Annotated in this window: 13 protein-coding genes; 10 read left to right on the top strand and 3 right to left on the bottom strand. The window is 65.9% G+C overall.

The annotated features are described in order from the left end of the window. Window positions 1-67 precede the first annotated feature (67 nt). A complete protein-coding gene (locus DK254_RS01810) occupies window positions 68-1,108 on the top strand; it encodes an alpha/beta hydrolase family protein (RefSeq protein ID WP_109931793.1) in 1,041 nt (346 codons plus the stop codon). Between the two features lie 32 nt (window positions 1,109-1,140). Here the strand turns inward: DK254_RS01810 and DK254_RS01805 are convergent, their stop codons facing one another. Genes DK254_RS01805 through DK254_RS01795 form a run of 3 tightly spaced genes read right to left on the bottom strand, consistent with a single transcriptional unit; the run spans window position 1,141 to window position 3,587 of the window. Next, complete coding sequence (locus DK254_RS01805) at window positions 1,141-1,899, bottom strand: DnaJ domain-containing protein (protein WP_109931791.1); 759 nt, start codon at window positions 1,897-1,899, stop codon at window positions 1,141-1,143. Continuing rightward, on the bottom strand, window positions 1,900-2,574 hold the full coding sequence (murU, locus tag DK254_RS01800; protein ID WP_109931789.1) for an N-acetylmuramate alpha-1-phosphate uridylyltransferase MurU: 675 nt from the start codon (window positions 2,572-2,574) through the stop codon (window positions 1,900-1,902). Further along, complete coding sequence (locus tag DK254_RS01795; protein WP_109931787.1) at window positions 2,571-3,587, bottom strand: aminoglycoside phosphotransferase family protein; 1,017 nt, start codon at window positions 3,585-3,587, stop codon at window positions 2,571-2,573. The genes murU and DK254_RS01795 overlap by 4 nt, the downstream gene beginning before the upstream one ends. 1,275 nt (window positions 3,588-4,862) lie before the next feature. Here DK254_RS01795 and ltrA point away from each other — a divergent pair. The 9 genes from ltrA (at window position 4,863) to DK254_RS01740 (ending at window position 16,682) form a co-directional block, all read left to right on the top strand. Then, window positions 4,863-6,575: a group II intron reverse transcriptase/maturase gene (gene ltrA / locus DK254_RS01785; RefSeq protein WP_109931785.1), complete on the top strand. Its 1,713-nt coding sequence runs from the start codon at window positions 4,863-4,865 to the stop codon at window positions 6,573-6,575. Window positions 6,576-6,706: 131 nt separating this feature from the next. After that, window positions 6,707-9,532, top strand: coding sequence for an LPS-assembly protein LptD (locus DK254_RS01780; RefSeq protein WP_109932921.1), 2,826 nt, complete (start codon window positions 6,707-6,709; stop codon window positions 9,530-9,532). Beyond that, window positions 9,513-10,805: a peptidylprolyl isomerase gene (locus DK254_RS01775; RefSeq protein ID WP_109931783.1), complete on the top strand. Its 1,293-nt coding sequence runs from the start codon at window positions 9,513-9,515 to the stop codon at window positions 10,803-10,805. The genes DK254_RS01780 and DK254_RS01775 overlap by 20 nt, the downstream gene beginning before the upstream one ends. A 132-nt stretch (window positions 10,806-10,937) precedes the next feature. Beyond that, window positions 10,938-11,939, top strand: a complete 1,002-nt coding sequence (pdxA, locus tag DK254_RS01770) for a 4-hydroxythreonine-4-phosphate dehydrogenase PdxA (protein ID WP_109931781.1) — start codon at window positions 10,938-10,940, stop codon at window positions 11,937-11,939. Between the two features lie 162 nt (window positions 11,940-12,101). Further along, window positions 12,102-12,908: a 16S rRNA (adenine(1518)-N(6)/adenine(1519)-N(6))-dimethyltransferase RsmA gene (rsmA, locus tag DK254_RS01760; RefSeq protein ID WP_089392967.1), complete on the top strand. Its 807-nt coding sequence runs from the start codon at window positions 12,102-12,104 to the stop codon at window positions 12,906-12,908. A 28-nt stretch (window positions 12,909-12,936) separates the two neighbouring features. Next, on the top strand, window positions 12,937-13,317 hold the full coding sequence (gene apaG / locus DK254_RS01755; RefSeq protein ID WP_089392966.1) for a Co2+/Mg2+ efflux protein ApaG: 381 nt from the start codon (window positions 12,937-12,939) through the stop codon (window positions 13,315-13,317). After that, window positions 13,317-14,141: a symmetrical bis(5'-nucleosyl)-tetraphosphatase gene (locus DK254_RS01750; RefSeq protein WP_109931780.1), complete on the top strand. Its 825-nt coding sequence runs from the start codon at window positions 13,317-13,319 to the stop codon at window positions 14,139-14,141. Before apaG ends, DK254_RS01750 begins: the two co-directional genes overlap by 1 nt. A 13-nt stretch (window positions 14,142-14,154) precedes the next feature. Further along, window positions 14,155-14,484, top strand: coding sequence for a thiosulfate sulfurtransferase GlpE (glpE, locus tag DK254_RS01745; RefSeq protein WP_109931778.1), 330 nt, complete (start codon window positions 14,155-14,157; stop codon window positions 14,482-14,484). 275 nt (window positions 14,485-14,759) lie between these two features. Continuing rightward, window positions 14,760-16,682: a PrkA family serine protein kinase gene (locus DK254_RS01740; protein WP_109931776.1), complete on the top strand. Its 1,923-nt coding sequence runs from the start codon at window positions 14,760-14,762 to the stop codon at window positions 16,680-16,682. Window positions 16,683-16,705: the final 23 nt, after the last annotated feature.

The following is a 16,705-nucleotide window of genomic DNA, read 5'->3' as shown; positions in this document are numbered from 1 at the left end:
ACCAGGAACAAGGGATTAGTCTGGCCGTTTTGCCAGGCCTGCCCGAGCCACGCAAGGAACCCGCCCCATGCCCCGTCCCGCACAGCCTACCCGCCTCGCCCTCTGCCTGGCCCTGAGCCTGGCGCCCCTGGTTCCGGGCTGGGCCGAAGACGCACCGGCCAGCCCGCCCGGCCCGGCGGTGGCGCCGGCAACGCCCGCTCGCCCGGCCCTGGAGGAGCGCAGCCAGGACGAAGCCAGCGCCCTGCAGCAGCGCCTGCCGCAGAAGCAGCAACAGACCTTGCAGGCCGGCGAGGAAAGCTTCCTCGCCCTGTGGCTGCCGGCCAACACACCCCAGGCCGAGGGCGTGGTGATCATCGTCCCCGGCGATGGCGAGAACCCCGACTGGCCGGTAGCCGTGGGCCCGCTGCGGCGCAAGCTGCCCGATGCCGGCTGGCAGACCCTCGCCCTCAGCCTGCCCGACCCGCAGGACAGCCAGCCGGTGCCGCGCAAGGAAAGCCCGGACAAGGCCGCCGCCGACAGCGATGCCGGTGCCAGCAGCAAGGACGTCCAGGGCGAAGCCGGCGCCGCCACGCCCACCCCGGAAAGCACCGCCGAGGCCGGCAGCGGTGAGCCGGCCCAGGCCAGCAGCGAGGCGCCACCGGCGCCGGACCCGGCCATCGAGCGGCGCAAGGCCTATGCCGACCGGGTCATGGCACGCATCCAGGCCGGCCTCGACTTCGCCCTGCAGGACAAGCCCAAGAGCATCGTCCTCCTCGGCCACGGCACCGGCGCCTACTGGGTGGCGCGCTACCTGGCCGAGCGCGAGCCCGGCGAGGTACACAACCTGCTGATCGTCGACGCCGAGGTGCCGCGGGACTTCCGCCCGCCGCTGGAGGACATGGTGCCGCGCCTGCAACTGGCCACCGGCGACTTCTATTACAAGGACAGGCGCACCGACCGCGACGCCGCCAGGGCCCGCCTGCAGGCGAGCCGGCGCGAAACCGGCAAGACCTACGTGCAGGTCGGCATGAACGCCCTGCCGGCCGACCGCGCCACCGAGCAGGACCAGCTCTACCGGCGGATCCGCGGCTGGCTGTCGCTGCACATCAAGCAGGCGTCGGCCGAGTAGGCGGGCCCGCCGCGACGAAACGGCAACGGGCGTCAGCGGAAACCGCGACGCTCGCGCACCACGGCATAGGCCTGCTGGATCTCGCGGGTCTTCTCGGTGGCGGCGGCGATGCGCGCCTCGCCGGCGCCGGCCAGCTTGTCCGGGTGGTGCTGGCTGATCAGGCGGCGGTAGGCGCGCTTGATCTCCTCCACCGGACTGTCGTCCTCCACCCCCAGCAGGCGCAGAGCCTGGCGATAGCTTTCCGCCCGGCTCGGCGACGCGCGCAGGGCCTCGACGCCGGCGGCCAGGGACAGCACAGTGGCGCGCGGCAGGCCGAAGCCCTCGCCCCAGCGCAGGATCAGTGCCTTCTCCGCCGCGCTCGGCGCGCCGGCCGCCCAGGCCATGCGCCAGCAGGCCTGCAGCAGGCCGTCGACGCTCGGCCGCTGGCCACGGTACTGGCTGATGCCCTCCTCCAGGCGCGGCCCGCCCTGCTTGCCGCGCCCGAAGGCGTCGATGGCACGCAGCCGCCCGGGCTCGTCCAGGCCCATGCGCAGCATCTCCGAGCGGGCCTGCTGGATGTGCGCATCCAGCACGCGGCCACGGCTCTTGGCCAGGCGGCCGAGCAGGAGGAACAGCAGCTCCTCCTCCGACACCCGTGCGCCGCCGCGCAGCTCGTCGAGGAACTCGCGCCAGCCGCGCCGGCGCAGGCGACGGTCGAGCACCTGCCCGAGCAGGCCGCCGAGCATGGCCCCGGGGATGCTCGCCAGCGCCCAGCCGGCGACTATGCCTATCAGGGTGCCCGGCCAGAACATTCAGCCGGCCGCCAGCAGACGTTCGACTTCGGCCAGGCGCTCGTGGGTGCCGACGTCCACCCAGCGCCCGCGGTGCAGCTCGCCACTGACACGCCCGGCCGCCATGGCCTCGCGCAGCAGCGGCGCCAGCTTGAAGGCGCCGCCCGTGCAACCGTCGAACAGCGCCGGGTGCAGCACGGCGATGCCGCTGTAGGTGTAGCTGGGCTCGCCCTCGCGGTAGTCGCTGGCGCGCCCGCCCTCCAGGCGGAAGTCACCCCGGGCGTTGTGCCCCGGGTTGTCCACCAGCACCAGGTGCGCCAGGTCGCCCTCGGCCAGCGCGCCCTGCAGGCGCGCGTAGTCGAAGTCGGTCCAGATGTCGCCGTTGACCAGGGCGAAAGGCGCCTCGCCGAGCAGCGGCAGGGCACGGAAGATGCCGCCGCCGGTCTCCAGCGGCTCGCCCTCGGCGGAATAGCGGATGCCGACGCCGAAGCCCGAGCCATCGCCGAGGTAGTCCTCGATCTGCTGCCCCAGCCAGGCATGGTTGATCACCAGGTCGTGGAAACCGGCGCGGCGCAGGGCCAGCAGTTGGTGCTCGATCAGCGGCCGGCCGCCGGCCGGCACCAGCGGCTTGGGCGTGTGCAGGGTCAGCGGGCGCAGGCGCTCGCCCTTGCCGGCGGCGAGGAGCATCGCCTTCATGGCGCCACCGGTTGCGGCAGCTCGGCGAGCAGCGCACCCAGGTCGGCCAGCTCGGGCCGGCGGGCGACGACGCTGTCGAGGTAGCGGAAGAAGCGCGGCACGTCGCCCAGGTAGCGCGGCTTGCCGTCGCGGTGGCAGATGCGCGCGAAGATGCCGATCACCTTCAGGTGGCGCTGTACGCCCATCAGGTCGCTGGCGCGGAAGAATTCCTCGAAGGTCGGCGGCAGCGGAATGCCTGCGGCCTGGGCCTTGCGCCAGTAGCGGCTGAGGCCGTCGTGCACGCGCGGCTCGGGCCAGCTGAGGAAGGCGTCCTTGTACAGGCAGGTGACGTCATAGGTCACCGGCCCGTAGACGGCATCCTGAAAATCCAGGATGCCGGGGTTCGGCTCGCTGAGCATCAGGTTGCGCGGCATGTAGTCACGGTGCACCAGCACCCGCGGCTGCTCCAGCGCGCTGGCCACCAGGCGGTCGCAGGTGCGCTGCCAGCGCGCCAGTTGCTCGCCCTCCAGCTCGATGCCCAGGTGACGGCCCAGGTACCACTCGGGGAACAGGCCCAGCTCGCGGCGCAGCAGCGCCTCGTCGTAGGCCGGCAGGCGGCCTTCGGCCGGCACCCGCTGGAAGGCCACCAGGGCGTCCAGGGCGTCCTCGAAGAGTTCCTCGGCATTCTGCGGGTTGAGCACGTCCAGGTAGGTCTGGCGGCCCAGGTCGTCGAGCAGCAGCAGGCCCTGCTCCAGGTCCTGGGCGAGAATCCGCGGCACGTGCACCCCTGCCTCGGCGAGCATGCCGGCCACCTTGACGAAGGGACGGCAGTCCTCCTGGGGCGGCGGCGCGTCCATGACGATCAGCATGCGGCCCCCGCCCTGCCAGCGGAAATAGCGGCGGAAGCTGGCGTCGCTGCTGGCCGGGGTGAGCTCGGCGGGCGGCACCGCCCCCCATCCCTCGGCACTGAACACTACGGGTAAACAAGAGTCCAACCAGCGATTCAGAAGCTGGTAACGGGCATCCTCAGACATCTTTTGGGGTTCTCCACGGCCCTAGCCGTTGCGCGGGTCATGCTTTATTATCCAGCATCTTGTGCGACACGCGTAGCGTGTCTCCGGCTCCAAGCTGTAGGGTCAGCTTGGGGGATTTCCGAGAGGAAATCGCACGCTTGGGTATCCATCCCCAGGAACCAAAACCCGCCCAGAAGTCCATTGCCTTCAAGGACTTGCCGCAGCGGCGGTGGCAACCCCAAGGTCGCCTAGCACTCGGAAGCGCGACTGCGAACCAGCTCTTTTCGGTTCTGGAGTGCATGCCCAATGGAGGGTGGTATGAATGAGATGAGCCAAGATACCTTCGGCATAATCATGCTCACCGGCCTGCTTCTCTACTGTTTAGGGATGGCAGCCTGGGCTGATTGGCCAAGGATCAAAAGCCGCTTCAAACGACCACATTCCAAGCACTAACCCCGGCCCTCGCGGCCCAACCCTTGCGGGAGAGAATCCCCGCTGGGGTTCCTCCTGCCTCAAAACAGGAGGAAACCTTCCCCCGAGAGCACGCTGCGCCCGCAGTACCTGCTCACATCAAACTGGAGACATGGGCGGAAGCTCTGTCTGTCATTGTCCAACCACACCCATCAGGGTGCGGTAGCGGACTCGTTGTGCGACCAACGGTAGCCTACGACGACGTGCATCACTGGCAACGGCGGTGTGCGAAGCTCGTCCGACAACGTAGCCCCCTATCCAGGGTGCAGTCCTTCCGCGAGGCAGACTGCAGATACTCGGAGCAGTACCGGGTTGAGGCGCCAGGCTGGCTGGCATGGGCAACATATGTGAATCGCTGATAAACACCGTAAGGATAGCCATGCCAAAACTGCTGTCAGGCATGAACCAAAAGGTATGTGGTCGGTTATCTCCGTGGGATGTGGGGATACGTCGCCTTCAAGACCACCGGTGAAAAGGCGAGTCCTAACCCAGTCGTGTGACAGATAGGGAACGTGGTAAGCCCGTATCGCCGCCCTCCGGGCAGGGGAGCCGCAAGGCGAACTGTTGGCGGTGCGGGTATGGGATCGCAGAGAAAGCGAATGCCGGGTTGTAACGATCCGGATAGGGGTTGAAACATCACCCCACGGGAAACCGGGCAGACTTCTGCGTGGTCTTCCGTCGCAACAGCTCTGACTGAGACCGTCTCAATCAACCCAGGGCCAGCTTCCATCGGCCCTTAACAAACCTACCCTGGCGGGTGCACTCACCCCGTCAGGGGCGGCGTGCGTCTTCCGCTCGGGTGGATTCACTTGAGAGGAAAGCAGCATGAAAGAGCTCAGCCATCAGGCCGGGCCTGCGCTTTCCGGCAAACCGCAGCAATGGCACGACGTCGATTGGAGTCGTGTCCAGCGGAATGTCCGGGGAATGCAGGTGCGGATTGCGAAGGCTTGTCGGGAAGGCAAATGGCGCAAGGTGAAAGCCTTGCAACGGATGCTGACCCGCTCGAAGTCGGCCAGATACTTGGCCGTACGGAGAGTCACGGAAAATCAGGGAAGCCGCACGACGGGAGTCGATAAGCAACTCTGGGATACACCCAACGCGAAATGGGAAGCGGTTGGTCAGTTGAAGACGCGGGGATACAAGGCCCGGCCTCTACGGCGAGTCTTTATTCCGAAGTCGGATGGCCGGGAACGCCCTCTGGGTATCCCGACCATGACGGATAGAGCCATGCAGGCGTTGTATCTGCTGGCGCTGTCTCCTGTCGCTGAAACCCGGGGCGATCCGAATAGCTACGGCTTCAGGATCGAACGCTCCACGGCGGACGCGATGGCGCAGTTGTTCGTATGCCTATCCAAGCGAGCTTCCGCTCAATGGGTGCTGGACGCGGACATCGAAGGATTCTTCGACAACATCAACCATGATTGGCTGATAAGGAATGTCCTCACGGATACACGAGTACTCCGGCAATGGTTAAAGGCCGGCGTTGTACACCGAGGGCAGTTGCACGCAACGGATGCAGGTACGCCACAAGGGGGGATCATCTCCCCAACCCTGGCAAACCTCGCGCTGGATGGGCTGGAATCACTCCTCAAGCAACATCTGGGGGTGACGAGGGCGAAGAAGCTGAAGATCAACGTGGTGCGTTACGCGGATGATTTCGTAATCACTGGAGCCTCCCCGGAGGTACTGGAAAACGAGGTCAAACCCTGGGTAGAGCAGTTCCTGGCGGTACGCGGGCTGCGGCTTTCTCCCAAGAAAACCCGCATCGTCCACATCGACGAAGGCTTCGACTTCCTTGGATGGAACTTCCGGAAGTACGACGGAACGTTGCTGATCAAACCGAGCAAGAAGAACGTCAAGGCGTTCTACGGCAAGATCAGGGAAGTGATCGACACCCACAAGACGAGTAAGCAAGAGGATTTGATCCGACTGCTAAATCCGATCCTGCGGGGGTGGGCGCTTTACCATCAGCCAGTGGTGGCCAAACAGGCGTACAGCCGGATGGATAACAGGGCGTTTGTTAAGCTCTGGCGCTGGGCAAAAAGGCGGCATCCAAACAAGTCCCTGGACTGGATACGGAAGAAGTATTTCCGACCGCAAGGGGAACGAGGATGGGTGTTCGCCACCACGGTTCTGGAAGCGAACGGAACAAAACGGGAGGTCGAGTTGTACCAGCTTGCAGGGACACCGATCGAGCGGCACAAAAAGGTGAGTGGGGAATACAACCCCTACGACCCGACCATGGAGGCGGCAGGCGAAAAACTGCGCATGGAACGGATGCTGAACAAGCTGAAGTACCGGAAGCAAATCGCCAGTCTATTCACCAGCCAAAGTGGGTTATGCGCGCTATGCAAACAGCCGATATCCAGGGAAACCGGGTGGCACGATCACCACATTATCTACCGCTCACAAGGCGGTGGAGACTCCCTGGAGAACCGGGTACTATTGCACCCCATTTGTCACCAACAGCTCCACGCACGTGGTCTGCACGTGAGCAAACCGGCCCCCTTGGGGGTTTTGGATAGGCCTGAGCCGTAAGCGCTGAAAGGTGCACGTACGGTTCTTAGGGGGGGATCAGCCAGTAATGGCTGGTTCCCACCCGACTTTGAGCCCATCGAGTGGCTATGGCCGATCTGGCCGATGGCTCGCAGGAAGCCCGGATTAACAAGATGGCAGTGATTCTCCCCGTGTTCCGTAGAAAGTTCCCCTTACTGGTGACCGGTGGCCTGCTGGCTATGCAGCCGCTCGCTTCCTCGACCGCCACGGCGGCCGAACAGTTCAACTGCACCCCCTCCGGCGGTAGCTGGGACTGCTCCTCGCAGCAGCCGGCCAGTGCCCTGCCGCCGCGCCCGGAGCATACCGAAAGCTCGGTCAGCACCCCTTCCAGCGCCAGCGGCGAAGGTGCTGCCGTCGCCGCCGGTGCGGCTGCCGGCGCCGAAGAGCCCAAGCAGAAGCTGGTCACCGAGAGCGGCGGCAAGGGCCTCAAGTCGCGCAGCGCCGACTACAGCCACCTCGACTGGGTCCCGCGGGAGAAGCTCACCGCCGCCCAGCTGGCGGAGGTCGGCCCGTACTGCAGCGGCGCCTACATCGAACCCACCCGCCCGGGCATGAACGACAAGACCCCGCGTGACGAGGCCCCGACCTACGTCTCGGCGAAGGTCTCGCGCTACGAGCAGGAAAGCCAGGTCGCCACCCTGGCCGGCAACGTGGTCCTGCGCCAGGGCAGCATGCAGGTGGAGGCCGACGAGGCCAACCTGCACCAGGCGGAGAACCGCGGCGAGCTGGCCGGCAACGTGCGCCTGCGCGACAACGGCGCGCTCATCGTCGGCGACCACGCCGACCTGCAGCTGGACAACGGCGAGGCGAAGATCGACAACGCCGAGTACGTCATGCACCAGGCCCAGGTCCGCGGCAGCGCGCTCTACGCCAAGCGCCAGGAAGACGCGATCATCCAGCTCAAGGACGGTACCTACACCCGTTGCGAGCCGGGCAGCAACTCCTGGTACGTCAAGGGCAACAACATCAAGCTGAACCCGGCCACCGGCTTCGGCACCGCGACCAACGCGACCCTGCGGGTGAAGGACATTCCGGTGTTCTACACCCCCTACATCTATTTCCCGATCGACGACCGCCGCCAGTCCGGCTTCCTGCCGCCCACCCTGGGCAGCACCAGCGACACCGGCATGTTCGTGGTCACCCCGTACTACTTCAACCTGGCGCCGAACTACGACGCCACGCTGTTCCCGCGCTACATGGCCAAGCGCGGCCTGATGATGGAAGGCGAGTTTCGCTACCTGACCCACAGCAGCGAGGGCCAGGTCACCGCCGCCTACCTGAACGACAAGGACGACGACCGCGAGGGCCAACCGCACTTCACCGACCAGCGCTGGATGTACGGCTGGAAGAACACCAGCGGCCTGGACTCGCGCTGGCTGGCGCAGGTCGACTACACCAAGATCAGCGACCCGTACTACTTCCAGGACCTGGACACCTCCCTGGGCCTGGGCTCGCCGACCTACGTGAACCAGCAGGGCGCCCTAACCTACCGCGGCGACGACTTCACCGCGCGCCTCAACGCCCAGGCCTACCAGTTGGCCACCGTGACCGACGTCACCCCCTACGACCGCCTGCCGCAGCTGACCCTCGACGGCCGCCTGCCATTCAACCCGGGTGGCCTGGACTTCACCTACGGCAGCGAGCTGGTGCGCTTCGACCGCGACCTGGACGAAGACGTCTACTTCGACGCCGACGGCAACAAGCTCGGTCAACGCCCGGACGTGAACATCTCCGGCCTGGCCCGGGCCACTGGCGACCGTGCGCACTTCGAACCGGGCGTCAGCCTGCCCATGGCGAGCAGTTGGGGGTTCCTGACCCCGACGTTGAAGGCGATGTACACCAAGTACGACCTGGATCTGGACGGCACCGGCAAATCGGTACTCAGCACCCAGCAAATCTACCATCGCGGCAACTATGGCGAAGTCAGCTACGACAGCAGCCCCGACCGCTCGCTGCCGCTGGCCAAGCTCGACGGCGGCCTGTACTTCGACCGCGACACCAGCTTCGGCGGCACCAAGTTCCGCCAGACCCTGGAGCCGCGCGCCATGTACCTGTACGTGCCGTACCGCAACCAGGACAACCTGCCGACCTTCGACACCGGCGAGTTCAACTTCAGCTACGACTCGCTGTGGCGCGAGAACCGCTTCACCGGCAAGGACCGCATCGGCGACGCCAACCAGCTGTCCCTGGGCGCCACCTCGCGCTTCATCGAGGACAACGGTTTCGAGCGCGCCTCGGTCAGCGCCGGCCAGATCTACTACTTCTCCGACCGCCGCGTGCAACTGCCGGGCCTGACCGAGAAGTACATTCGCAACTACAATGCGGATCCAGCGAACATAAACCGGCAGATTGACAACCCCGATGCAGACACCTGGCGCTCGCCGTACGCGCTGCAAGGCGTCTACCGCTTCGACCACGACTGGCGCGTCAGCTCCGACTTCAACTGGAACCCGAACACCCACCACACCGACAACGGCAGCGTGATGTTCCACTACCAGCCCGAAGCCGAGCCGCAGAAGGTGTTCAACGCCGGCTATCGCTACCGCGCGGACAGCAAGTCGTTCGACCCGAACCTCGGCCGTTTCAGCTACAACAGCGACGAGTACAAGATCGAGCAGCACGACTTCTCGGTCATCTGGCCGATCGTTCCGCAGTGGAGCGCCATCGCCCGCTGGCAGTACGACTACAACCAGAGCCGCACCCTCGAGGCCCTCGGCGGCTTCGAATACGACAGCTGCTGCTGGAAGCTGCGACTGGTCAACCGCTACTGGCTGAAGTACGACGACAACGAGTTCGTCACCGCCGAATCGAAAGCCGACCGTGGCATCTTCCTGCAAATCATCCTGAAGGGCCTTGGCGGCGTTGTAGGCAACCAAGTCGAAGGCTTCCTCGACCAAGGCATCCAAGGTTATCGTCAACGTGAAGACAGCTCTATGTAATGCCCTGCGCCCGCTGATGCTGGGCGCCCTGCTGGCCTGCTCCGCAGCCCACGCCGAAGTCACCCCGCTGGACCGCGTCGTGGCCATCGTCGACAACGACGTGGTCATGCAGAGCCAGCTCGACCAGCGCCTGCGCGAAGTCCGCCAGACCATCGAGAAACGCGGCGCGCCGCTGCCGCCCGAGCATGTGCTGACCCAGCAGGTGCTCGAGCGCCTGATCATCGAGGACATCCAGCTGCAGATCGGCGAGCGCTCCGGCATCCGCATCACCGACGAGGAGCTGAACCAGGCCATGGGCACCATCGCCCAGCGCAACAACCTGAGCCTGGACCAGTTCCGCGCCGCCCTCTCCCGCGACGGCCTGTCCTACGACGACGCCCGCGAGCAGGTGCGCCGCGAGATGATCATCAGCCGCGTGCGCCAGCGCCGCGTGGCCGAGCGCATCCAGGTCAGCGACCAGGAAGTGCAGAACTTCCTGGCCTCGGACCTGGGCAAGATCCAGCTCTCCGAAGAGTACCGCCTGGCCAACATCCTCATCCCGGTGCCGGACGGCGCTTCGCCGGAAACCCTCCAGGCCGCCGGCAGGCAGGCCCAGGAGATCTACCAGCAGCTCAAGCAGGGCGCCGACTTCAACCAGTTGGCGATTTCCCGCTCGGCCGGCGACAACGCCCTGGAAGGCGGCGAGATCGGCTGGCGCAAGGCCGCCCAACTGCCCTCGCCGTTCGACGGCATGGTCGGCAGCCTGGCCGTGGGCGACGTCACCGAGCCGGTGCGCACCCCTGGCGGCTTCATCATCCTCAAGCTGGAAGAGAAGCGCGGCGGCAGCAAGATGGTGCGTGACGAGGTGCATGTCCGCCATATCCTGCTCAAGCCCAGCGAAATCCGCAGCGACGAAGAAACCCAGAAGCTGGCGCAGAAGCTCTACGAACGCATCCAGGGTGGCGAGGACTTCGGCAAGCTGGCCAAGCAGTTCTCCGAAGACCCCGGCTCGGCACTGCACGGCGGCGACCTCAACTGGATCGACCCGGAATCCCTGGTTCCGGAATTCCGCGACGTGATGAACAGCATCCCGCAGAACCAGCTGTCCAAGCCGTTCCGCTCGCCGTTCGGCTGGCACATCCTGGAAGTCCTCGGTCGCCGCGCCACCGACAGCAGCGACAAGTTCCGCGAGCAGCAGGCCGCCCAGGTCCTGCGCAACCGCAAGTACGACGAGGAACTGCAGGCCTGGCTGCGGCAGATCCGCGACGAAGCCTACGTCGAGATCAAGCTGTAAGCCCCGCAAGCGACACAGGAACCCGGCCCCAAGGCCGGGTTTCTTTTTGCCCGCGCCACGCTTCGGCGTAGAGTGGGCTCATACCGAACAACCCCGGCTGCCCGGTGCGGCCGATGCCCCAGAGACACCGCCATGCAAGCCCCCAAGCCATTCGCCCTGACCCCCGGAGAGCCGGCCGGCATCGGCCCGGACCTGTGCCTGCTGCTGTCCCGCGAGGCCCAGCCGCACCCGCTGGTGGCCATCGCCAGCCGGCAGATGCTGGCCGAGCGCGCCGCCCTGATGGGCCTGGACATCCAGTTGCTGGACACCGGCCCCGGCCAGTGGCCACAGGCGCCCGCCCCGGCCGGCGCGCTCTACGTCTGGGACACCCCGCTGGGGGCGCCGGTGCAGGCCGGCCAACTCGACCCGGCCAACGCCGGCTATGTGCTGCAAACCCTGACCCGCGCCGGCCAGGGCTGCCTGGACGGCACCTTCGCCGGGATGATCACCGCCCCGGTGCACAAGGGCGTGATCAATGAAGGCGGCGTGGCCTTCTCCGGACACACCGAGTTCCTTGCCGAGCTGACCCACACCCCGCAGGTGGTGATGATGCTCGCCACCCGTGGCCTGCGCGTGGCGCTGGTGACCACCCACTTGCCGCTGCGCGAGGTGGCGGACGCCATCACCCCGGAACGCCTGGAGCGCGTCGCCCGCATCCTCCACGCCGACCTGCGCGACAAGTTCGGCCTGGCCGAGCCGCGCATCCTGGTCTGCGGCCTCAACCCCCACGCCGGCGAGGGCGGCCACCTGGGCCACGAGGAAATCGACGTCATCGAGCCCACCCTGGAGCGCCTGCGCGCCGAGGGCATGCAACTGGTCGGCCCGCTGCCGGCCGACACCCTGTTCACCCCCAAGCACCTGGAACACTGCGACGCCGTGCTGGCCATGTACCACGACCAGGGCCTGCCGGTGCTCAAGTACAAGGGCTTCGGCGCGGCGGTGAACGTCACCCTGGGCCTGCCGATCATCCGCACCTCGGTGGACCACGGCACCGCCCTGGACCTGGCCGGCACCGCCCGCATCGACGGCGGCAGCCTGCAGGTGGCGCTGGAGACGGCCTACCAGATGGCCGAGGCGGGCGGAGCCCGCCGCTAGGCGGCAGGCGGCAGGCGGCAGGCGGCAGGCGGCAGGCGGCAGGCGGCAGGCGGCAGGCGGCAGGCAAGGATGCCCGCGGACGGTACAACTGGTAAAATTTCCCCCTTTGACCCGCTTTGGCTCTAGCCTGTCGCTTGCAGCTTGAAGCCTGGAGCCGCCTTTATGTCCGAGCTTTTCCAACATCGCGCGCGCAAGCGCTTCGGCCAGAACTTCCTGCATGACGCCGGGGTGATCCACCGCATCCTGCGCGCCATCGCGCCCAAGGAAGGCCAGCACCTGCTGGAGATCGGCCCGGGCCAGGGCGCCCTCACCGAGGGCCTGGTGGACAGCGGCGCGCAGCTCGACGTGATCGAGCTCGACCTCGACCTGATCCCGCAGCTGAAGTGGCGCTTCGGCCTCAAGCCGAACTTCCGCCTGCACCAGGGCGACGCCCTGAAGTTCGACTTCGCCACCCTGCCCCAGGCCGGCGAGAAGCTGCGGGTGGTGGGCAACCTGCCCTACAACATCTCCACGCCGCTGATCTTCCACCTGCTGGAGCACGCCGGGATCATCCAGGACATGCACTTCATGCTGCAGAAGGAAGTGGTCGAGCGCCTGGCGGCCGAGCCCGGCGGCGGCGACTGGGGCCGGCTGTCGATCATGGTCCAGTACTTCTGCAAGGTGGACTACCTGTTCACCGTCGGCCCGGGCGCCTTCAACCCGCCGCCCAAGGTGGAATCGGCCATCGTCCGCCTGGCGCCGTACGCCGAGCTGCCGCACCCGGCCAAGGACCACCGCCTGCTCGAACGCATCGTCCGCGAAGCCTTCAACCAGCGCCGCAAGACCCTGCGCAACACCCTGCGCAGCCTGATGTCCATCGAAGACATCGAAGCCGCCGGCGTCGACCCCAGCCTGCGCCCGGAGCAGCTGGACGTGGCTGACTTCGTGCGCCTGGCCAACCGCCTGGCGGAACTGGCCCCCGAGCAGTGAAACCCTCGACGAGACGCCCGAGCCGAGCATGAGCGATCCCCGATACCAGATTTGCGTCAGCGTCACCACCCGCCACCTGCCCGAGCAATCGCAGCCGGAGCAGCAGCGCTACGTCTTCGCCTACACGGTGACCATCCACAACCAGGGCGAGCAGGCGGCCAAGCTGCTCAGCCGCCACTGGATCATCACCGACGGTGACGGCCACGTGCAGGAAGTGCGCGGTGCCGGCGTGGTGGGCGAGAAGCCGCTGATCGAGCCGGGCGCCAGCCATACCTACACCAGCGGTACCGTGCTGGCCACCAAGGTGGGCAGCATGTCCGGCAGTTACCAGATGGTCGCGGCAGATGGCCATCATTTCGACGCCGATATCCCCGTGTTCCGCCTCGCCGTCCCGGGGGCGCTGCACTGATGGCCACCTACGCCGTGGGCGACCTGCAGGGTTGCCTGGAACCGCTCAAGCAACTGCTGCAGCGCGTGGCCTTCGACCCCGCCCGCGACAAGCTGTGGCTGGTCGGCGACCTGGTCAACCGCGGCCCGCAGTCGCTGGAGACCCTGCGCTTCCTCTACGCCATGCGCGACGCCGTGGTCTGCGTGCTGGGCAACCACGACCTGCACCTGCTGGCGGTGGCCTGCAACGCCGAGCGCCTGAAGAAGGCCGACACCCTGCGCGAGATCCTCGAGGCGCCGGAGCGCGACGACCTGCTCGACTGGCTGCGCAACATGCCCCTGGTGCACCACGACGCCGAGCGCGACATCACCCTGGTGCACGCCGGCATCCCGCCGCAGTGGAGCATCGAGAAGTCCCTGCAGCGCGCCGCCGAGGTGGAGGAAGCCCTGCGCGACGACCAGCGCCTGCCGCTGTTCCTCGAAGGCATGTACGGCAACGAGCCGGCCAAGTGGGACAAGAAGCTGCACGGCATCGACCGCCTGCGGGTGATCACCAACTACTTCACCCGCATGCGCTTCTGCACCCCCGACGGCAAGCTCGACCTGAAGAGCAAGGAAGGCCTGGGCACCGCGCCGGAAGGCTACGCCCCCTGGTTCAGCTACCCCGAACGCAAGGCCGCCGGGCGCAAGATCATCTTCGGCCACTGGGCGGCGCTGGAAGGCCAGTGCGACGTGCCCGGCCTCTACGCACTGGACACCGGCTGCGTGTGGGGCGGTAGCATGACCCTGCTGAACGTCGACAGTGGCGAACGCATCACCTGCAATTGCGCCGGCAACGCCGCGTGAGAGAGTAGAGAACATGAGCGAATTCAAGCGTATAGCCGCCGAACAGGCCCAGCAGTTGCGCCAAGCCGGCGCCCAGGTGGTGGACATCCGCGACCCGCAGAGCTACGCCATGGGCCACGTGAGCGGCTCCCACCACATCGACAACTACTCGGTGGCCGATTTCATCCGCCAGGCCGACCTCGACGCCCCGCTGCTGGTGTTCTGCTACCACGGCAATTCCAGCCAGAGTGCGGCAGCCTACTTCGTCCAGCAAGGCTTCACCGACGTGTACAGCGTCGACGGCGGCTTCGAGCTGTGGCGCAGCGTCTATCCCGCGGATACCAGCAGCGGCCAGGCGGACTGAGGGGCCTGGCCGAGGTTCCACAAATAAATCTGTAACTTCTCACTCGATTCCCCTTTACAGGCCGGATAACGAACTATCCTTTTCCTCAGGCCATCCAAAAGGGGAGAGCCGGCCCACCGGCTTCCGGGAATCGGCAGTGACCATTCGGGGCGGTTCAGGGCGCAAGCCAGGTACCGTTGGAGTTCTGGGGGAAATTCGCCGGCCACGCTGGCAGCCCGTCCGCACCCACTCACACCGATCCCGTGCCGGCTCCATGCATCGAGCGAGGAGACGTCATGAGTATTTTCAGTCACTTCCAGGAACGCTTCGAAGCGACCCGCCAGGAGGAATACTCCCTCCAGGAGTACCTGGATATCTGCAAGCAGGACAAGACCGCCTATGCCACCGCGGCCGAGCGCATGCTGATGGCCATCGGCGAGCCGGAACTGCTGGATACCTCCACCGACCCACGGCTGTCGCGCATCTTTTCCAACAAGGTGATCCGCCGCTACCCGGCGTTCGCCGACTTCCACGGCATGGAAGAATGCATCGACCAGATCGTCGCCTTCTTCCGTCATGCGGCCCAGGGCCTGGAAGAGAAGAAACAGATCATCTACCTGCTGGGCCCGGTGGGCGGCGGCAAGTCGTCCCTGGCGGAAAAGCTCAAGCAACTGATGGAGAAGGTGCCCTTCTACGCCATCAAGGGCTCGCCGGTGTTCGAATCGCCCCTGGGGCTGTTCAACCCCGATGAGGACGGCGCCATCCTCGAGGAAGACTACGGCATCCCGCGGCGCTACCTGCGCTCGATCATGTCGCCGTGGGCGACCAAGCGGCTCAACGAGTTCGGCGGCGACATCAGCCAGTTCCGCGTGGTCAAGCTGTACCCCTCGATCCTCAACCAGATCGCCATCGCCAAGACCGAACCCGGGGACGAGAACAACCAGGACATCTCCGCCCTGGTGGGCAAGGTGGATATCCGCAAGCTGGAGGAATTCCCGCAGAACGACGCCGACGCCTACAGCTACTCGGGCGCGCTGTGCCGGGCCAACCAGGGCCTGATGGAATTCGTCGAGATGTTCAAGGCGCCGATCAAGGTCCTGCACCCGCTGCTGACCGCCACCCAGGAGGGCAACTACAACAGCACCGAGGGCCTGGGCGGGCTGCCCTACAGCGGCATCATCCTCGCCCACTCCAACGAATCGGAGTGGCACAGCTTCCGCAACAACAAGAACAACGAGGCCTTCATCGACCGTATCTACATCGTCAAGGTCCCGTACTGCCTGCGCGTCACCGACGAGATCAAGATCTACGACAAGCTGCTGATCAACAGCTCGCTGGCCCACGCGCACTGCGCCCCGGACACCCTGAAGATGCTCTCGCAGTTCTCCGTGCTGTCGCGCCTGAAGGAGCCGGACAACTCCAACATCTACTCGAAGATGCGAGTCTACGACGGCGAGAACCTCAAGGACACCGATCCCAAGGCCAAGTCGATCCAGGAATACCGCGACGCCGCCGGGGTCGACGAGGGCATGGCCGGGCTTTCCACCCGCTTCGCCTTCAAGATCCTCTCCAAGGTGTTCAACTTCGACCCCCACGAAGTGGCGGCCAACCCGGTGCACCTGCTCTACGTGCTGGAACAGCAGATCGAGCAGGAACAGTTCCCGCCGGAAACCCGCGAGCGCTACCTGCGCTTCATCAAGGAATACCTGGCGCCGCGCTACGTGGAGTTCATCGGCAAGGAAATCCAGACCGCGTACCTTGAGTCCTACAGCGAATACGGCCAGAACATCTTCGACCGCTACGTGCTCTACGCCGACTTCTGGATCCAGGACCAGGAATACCGCGACCCGGAAACCGGCGAAATCCTCAACCGCGCCGCCCTCAACGAGGAGCTGGAGAAGATCGAGAAACCGGCCGGCATCAGCAACCCGAAGGATTTCCGCAACGAAATCGTCAACTTCGTGCTGCGCGCCCGTGCCGGCAACAACGGCAAGAACCCCAGCTGGCTGTCCTACGAGAAGCTGCGCGTGGTGATCGAGAAGAAAATGTTCTCCAACACCGAGGACCTGCTGCCGGTCATCAGCTTCAACGCCAAGGCCAGCAAGGAGGACCAGCAGAAACACAACGACTTCGTCCGGCGCATGGTCGAGCGCGGCTACACCGAGAAACAGGTACGCCTGCTGTCGGAATGGTATCTGCGGGTACGCAAGTCGCAGTAAAACAGCTACAAGCTACAGGCCGC

The sequence above is a fragment of the Pseudomonas sp. RW407 genome (assembly GCF_003176655.1).
Lineage (GTDB): Bacteria > Pseudomonadota > Gammaproteobacteria > Pseudomonadales > Pseudomonadaceae > Pseudomonas > Pseudomonas delhiensis.
The sequence above is the reverse complement of the archived record's forward strand: the minus strand, read 5'-3'. Positions and strand labels throughout refer to the sequence as shown.

What these genes read in the sequence shown, in the direction of transcription:
- DK254_RS01810 (WP_109931793.1), top strand. Translation starts at nt 68, where the DNA reads ATGCCCCGTCCCGCACAGCCTACCCGCCTCGCCCTCTGCCTGGCCCTG.
- DK254_RS01805 (WP_109931791.1), bottom strand. Translation starts at nt 1,899, where the DNA reads ATGTTCTGGCCGGGCACCCTGATAGGCATAGTCGCCGGCTGGGCGCTG.
- murU (WP_109931789.1), bottom strand. Translation starts at nt 2,574, where the DNA reads ATGAAGGCGATGCTCCTCGCCGCCGGCAAGGGCGAGCGCCTGCGCCCG.
- DK254_RS01795 (WP_109931787.1), bottom strand. Translation starts at nt 3,587, where the DNA reads ATGTCTGAGGATGCCCGTTACCAGCTTCTGAATCGCTGGTTGGACTCT.
- ltrA (WP_109931785.1), top strand. Translation starts at nt 4,863, where the DNA reads ATGAAAGAGCTCAGCCATCAGGCCGGGCCTGCGCTTTCCGGCAAACCG.
- DK254_RS01780 (WP_109932921.1), top strand. Translation starts at nt 6,707, where the DNA reads ATGGCAGTGATTCTCCCCGTGTTCCGTAGAAAGTTCCCCTTACTGGTG.
- pdxA (WP_109931781.1), top strand. Translation starts at nt 10,938, where the DNA reads ATGCAAGCCCCCAAGCCATTCGCCCTGACCCCCGGAGAGCCGGCCGGC.
- rsmA (WP_089392967.1), top strand. Translation starts at nt 12,102, where the DNA reads ATGTCCGAGCTTTTCCAACATCGCGCGCGCAAGCGCTTCGGCCAGAAC.
- apaG (WP_089392966.1), top strand. Translation starts at nt 12,937, where the DNA reads ATGAGCGATCCCCGATACCAGATTTGCGTCAGCGTCACCACCCGCCAC.
- DK254_RS01750 (WP_109931780.1), top strand. Translation starts at nt 13,317, where the DNA reads ATGGCCACCTACGCCGTGGGCGACCTGCAGGGTTGCCTGGAACCGCTC.
- glpE (WP_109931778.1), top strand. Translation starts at nt 14,155, where the DNA reads ATGAGCGAATTCAAGCGTATAGCCGCCGAACAGGCCCAGCAGTTGCGC.
- DK254_RS01740 (WP_109931776.1), top strand. Translation starts at nt 14,760, where the DNA reads ATGAGTATTTTCAGTCACTTCCAGGAACGCTTCGAAGCGACCCGCCAG.